The sequence below is a fragment of the Synechococcus sp. R3-13 genome, assembly GCF_047462195.1.
GTDB lineage: Bacteria > Cyanobacteriota > Cyanobacteriia > Thermostichales > Thermostichaceae > Thermostichus.
The window spans coordinates 1-2,518 of sequence record NZ_JANSIO010000420.1; the positions used below are offsets into that span (position 1 = coordinate 1).

A 2,518-nucleotide genomic window follows, 5' to 3' on the forward strand; every position below is an offset into this window, starting at 1 on the left:
TGCGGGGCTCCTGCGATTTCTAGCTGATATCGGCCAAGGCACAGCAAGTCTTGGGGGATCCCATCGGAAATGAACTACTCCCACTGGGAGCTCAGCATGCTACCATTCAGACGGAAAGGGAGTAGTCAGGCGGCTTACCGCCCTCTGCATCGACATACTGGCTAAAAACAGCCCGGTGCAAGAGACAAAGCAAGCCCGGCAGGCTGCTTTGGTGACGAGACTTTCGCTGAGTTCACGCAGAGGTGAGCTTGGTGAGTCCGTCTGACTTTCCCAGCCTTCACCTCTAGGTGTGAACCGATTCCACACACAAGAGAGGTTGGAGGCTAGACGATGTGGGCTGGTTTTGCGTCAAGTTTGCTGTTGGTTACGGTAGCAGAGTTTGGGGATAAAACCTTTTTTACCCCCCTGATTCTGGCTATGCGACACCCGCGCCGCTGGGTTTTCTTGGGGACGTGGCTGGCTTTGGCCGTGATGACCTTGCTGGCGGTGGTGGCCGGGAAGGTGCTTTTCAAGCTGCTGCCACCCCTGGGCGTGCGAGTGTTATCGGCTGGGGTTTTCGCGGCTTTTGGGCTGAGAATGCTCTGGCAAGCTTACAAGATGACTCCCCAGCAGGAAAAAGAAGAAGAGGAAGAAGCCCTCAGGCTGGTGGAGCAGGCAGAAGAAAAAGGGGCGGGCCGCGGCGGTGCTTGGGCTATTGTGTGGGAAGCCTTTAGCTTGACAGCCTTGGCCGAGTTCGGGGATAAAACCCAGATTGCCACCGTCTCCTTGGCGGCCACCCACCCGGGATTGAGTGTATGGGCAGGGGCTACCCTTGGCCATGGGCTGATGGTGGGGCTGGCGGTGGTGGGAGGTCGTTTTTTAGCAGCTCACATCTCTGAACGCGCCGTGCATTGGGTGGGGGGCGGCTTATTTCTGGTGTTTGCGTTGCTGACCGGTTGGGAGTTGGCAGGATGAGGGATCAGCCAAATTCCTGTTCGATGATCCGCCATCGGGCAGTGATCACACCTGGCTCTAGGCTGAGGCGGCTGACGACAAGTTCTAGGGCTTGGTCGTCGCGGGTTTGGGTGACCAGCTCTGCTTCGACTCTGACCAGATCGGGCTTGTCCTCCAGGTCTTCGCTGTAGAGGGCGCGCAGTTTGAGATGGGTGGGAGCTATGCCTTGCAAGAGCAAGGCGCGGATGTGGGCCTCTGCTTGGCTTTTGCAGATGAACGAACACTCATAGACCAGTTCCAGTTCTGTGCCTTTCAAAGGCTGCTGGTTGATGCGGTAGCCCAGTGGACGCAGCACAACGTTGGAGATCAACACAGCTCCGGCTCCAATGGCAGCTTGGGGAATGTACCCCGCTCCGGCAAAGGCTCCCACCGCGGCTGCACACCAGATGGTGGCGGCGGTGTTCAGGCCACGGACGCTGGCTCCTTCCTTAAGAATCACGCCACCGGCCAAAAAGCCAATCCCCGATACCACTTGGGCCGCAATACGGGTCGGGCTGCTTTCATCAGGGGTGAGAACCGAGAGCATGACAAACAAAGCTGCACCCGTGGCCACCAAGGTGTTGGTGCGTAAGCCGGCCATACGCTGCCGCCACTGTCGCTCCAGGCCAATGAGGGATCCCAGGACAAAGGCAACGGCCAAACGCAAGGTGAAGTCAATCCAGGTCATGCTCCGGTTCTCGTGAAAGGATAAAGTTTAGCCATCCTCATCTGGGATCCCAAGGGCAGTGGCTTCCTGTTGCAAGGTTTGCCAGAGGGCTTCCAGTTGAGCAAAGGCGGATTCTGGGGCCAGCTTACCACCTGTTTCTAAAGCACAGGTTATGCCCACCCGATAGGCATACTGCTGCAGCCGTGACCGAAATTGAGCAGCAGCCAAGGGAGATAGAACTTTCAAGGTCATGGCACACCTCCTCAATAAGATATAGATTTGGACAAATTGAATGGAATGAGAATCTGAGAGACTTCCCTAGCTCGCTGCTTTCGTGGCCCCCCCGGAGGATCCCCTGAGGTCAGGGAAGCCCGGAATGGATTTGCACTGCCCACGGGAATAGCTATAGAGATGGTGGCCTTAAAACTCGACTTCAACGCCCACCAACCAACCTACCAACATGAAATACACCCAGAGTCCGGTGAAGTCTTTAATGGTGGTGATAAAAGGATCCGCTCCCGGAGCGTGGTCAAAGCCCAGCTTTAACATCACCCAGGGCAAAATGGCGCCCAAGATAGCCCCCAACGTGATCACTACGGCCAGAGCCAAGCCCACCGCTAGACCCAATTGTGGGATCCCATTGGGTGCCCCCTGCCAGAAGTAGGCAATCACCCCAGCCGTGGCCCCCAGGATCACACCGATAATGCCACCAATGCTGGCTTCCCGCAGCAAATAGGGGAAAAACTGCCGCACGTTGATGTGGTTCCAGGCCAGGCCACGGGCAAAAATCGTGGTGGATTGGGTACCGACATTACCGCCCATATCCATGACCAAGGGGATGAAAATAGCCGCTGCCGTCACCGCCTCCAACACCTCCTC

4 protein-coding genes are annotated in these 2,518 nt (G+C 56.9%); 1 reads left to right on the forward strand and 3 read right to left on the reverse strand.

What is annotated here, in order from left to right:
* Nucleotides 1-330: 330 nt before the first annotated feature.
* A complete protein-coding gene (locus NW856_RS12215; RefSeq protein WP_414355842.1) occupies nt 331-954 on the forward strand; it encodes a TMEM165/GDT1 family protein in 624 nt (207 codons plus the stop codon).
* A gap of 4 nt (nt 955-958) precedes the next feature.
* Here the strand turns inward: NW856_RS12215 and NW856_RS12220 are convergent, their stop codons facing one another.
* The 3 genes from NW856_RS12220 to NW856_RS12230 form a co-directional block, all read right to left on the reverse strand.
* The gene (locus tag NW856_RS12220; protein ID WP_414400492.1) at nt 959-1,660 is read right to left on the reverse strand and encodes an MgtC/SapB family protein; all 702 of its coding nucleotides are present in this window, start codon (nt 1,658-1,660) and stop codon (nt 959-961) included.
* A gap of 27 nt (nt 1,661-1,687) precedes the next feature.
* Complete coding sequence (locus NW856_RS12225; protein WP_238376758.1) at nt 1,688-1,891, reverse strand: hypothetical protein; 204 nt, start codon at nt 1,889-1,891, stop codon at nt 1,688-1,690.
* A 168-nt stretch (nt 1,892-2,059) separates the two neighbouring features.
* On the reverse strand, nt 2,060-2,518 hold a 459-nt coding region (locus tag NW856_RS12230; protein ID WP_414400493.1), incomplete at its 5' end, for a magnesium transporter.

Excerpts from the sequence above, each read along its gene's own strand:
- NW856_RS12215 (WP_414355842.1), top strand. The coding sequence starts at position 331 with ATGTGGGCTGGTTTTGCGTCAAGTTTGCTGTTGGTTACGGTAGCAGAG.
- NW856_RS12220 (WP_414400492.1), bottom strand. The coding sequence starts at position 1,660 with ATGACCTGGATTGACTTCACCTTGCGTTTGGCCGTTGCCTTTGTCCTG.
- NW856_RS12225 (WP_238376758.1), bottom strand. The coding sequence starts at position 1,891 with ATGACCTTGAAAGTTCTATCTCCCTTGGCTGCTGCTCAATTTCGGTCA.